Below are 1,617 nucleotides of genomic sequence, written 5' to 3'. Positions count from 1 at the left end.
AAGTATGCTGGAAAAGCAAAAAAAACTAGCAGAATTAGGACTTTATGATGGACCTTTAGATGGACTAGATGGACCTAAAATGCGTCGCGCTATCGCTTTATGGAAACAACAAGCTACTCAAAAAAAACAAAACGATATTTTATCCAATCCCACAACTGATGAAATTGCGATATTAATTAAACAGAGCGAAATAGAAATAGCAAATAATACAACAACAAAAAATATAACAAATTCAAAAGAAGCTGTTTTAAATCTTTCTGTTGAAGATATTTTACAGGTGCAAAAAGCTTTACATAATTTTGGTCATGAGGAAGTTCTTATCACAGGAATAGAAGATCAAAAGATGATAGAAGCCTTAAAACAGTTTCAAAAAATGTTTGATCTTCCTGCCACGGGAAAAATTAACCACACAACTTTAATGAAAATGCGTGAAATTGGTTTATTAAATTGAAGCTTAATGATATCTACATTATAAAAACAATCCCTTGACTTATAATGATAATTGTTCGTCTGCTTGTTTAATGCCTACCCAAGTACAACAATATTCCTTCATCTTAAGCCTTCTTGTATTGAATCAATCAGAATGATTTCCTTACACATTACATATTGAACCATACAATTTGCTAGTAAGGAGATCACAACCAGTTACAGAAAAAAGAAATCATTGTAAGAAAGTAAACGCACTTGTTTTAAAACTTTTATTGCTTCTGATGATAAAGGGACACAAAATTCTACTGTTGCATCACACTTTTTTCATATTCTCTAGCCAGAAATTATCCATATATTACTGTCAATTTGATTTTGTGAATATGACGCAAAGAATATGTATGAACACCTTTAAGAATAAGTAGATGAAAAGTTAGTTGTGTTATGGTGTTATGTTTTTTGTTTCGCAAAGTGTTTCATAAAAAGCCGGCACATTTCTCCAATTCATTACTGGAAAGTTCTGCATTCTATAGCGTTGTTTTCTAAAAAAGCCAGTGCTTTTGTTGTGCTTATAAATCAACATTCAATCGTCATTCAACTGCATGTTTGAGATAAAGACTAAGGCGTGCTTTCTCTGCTGTTGTAGCTTTTGTATGCCAAATGTGTGTAAACATATTATCTATCTCTGTTTATGTAATCTCTTAAAACAGGGTGGGAGCTTAATTGGAGCAAAATACAAAGCTTTAAGGAGAGAAACCTCTTCTCATCTTGGCCATTTTTTCATTCAGCTTTATGGCTTTCAAAGATATCTAAAGCAGTGCCTTCTTTTATAAATAATGGAGATTACCTATTGCGTCATGCTTTCATTTATCACATGCTTTTTTGAGCTCACGCCCTCCCCCCTCTACGTAAAACAAAACACCCCAAACGGAATATACTTTACCATTCATGGGATTTTTTTAGAGAAACATCTCTCAAAGTACTCAAGCCCATTTCGCAACAATATTCGTAAATAATATCATAGCAGCCCTACTGTGCACTATCATCCTTACGCTTGTAAAGGAGCAAACTTGCATCAGTACATATTGTACCTACCTTCAATGTTGCGACAATTCTTAGCACTTGAAAGCATTCATAAGAAGAATTTTTAATTCTTTTTTTTAAACGTTTTTTCCCACACGATAGCTCTGC

Annotated in this window: 1 protein-coding gene; it reads left to right on the top strand. The window is 33.1% G+C overall.

All coding sequences use genetic code 11. The features are described 5' to 3' along the window. The coding region (locus BN338_RS06665; protein ID WP_039760374.1) for a peptidoglycan-binding domain-containing protein at window positions 1–451 on the top strand (451 nt) is incomplete at its 5' end. Window positions 452–1,617 lie beyond the last annotated feature (1,166 nt).

It is taken from the genome of Bartonella queenslandensis AUST/NH15, from assembly GCF_000312585.1.
Lineage (GTDB): Bacteria > Pseudomonadota > Alphaproteobacteria > Rhizobiales > Rhizobiaceae > Bartonella > Bartonella queenslandensis_A.
This window is presented reverse-complemented; position numbering and strand designations above follow the sequence as displayed.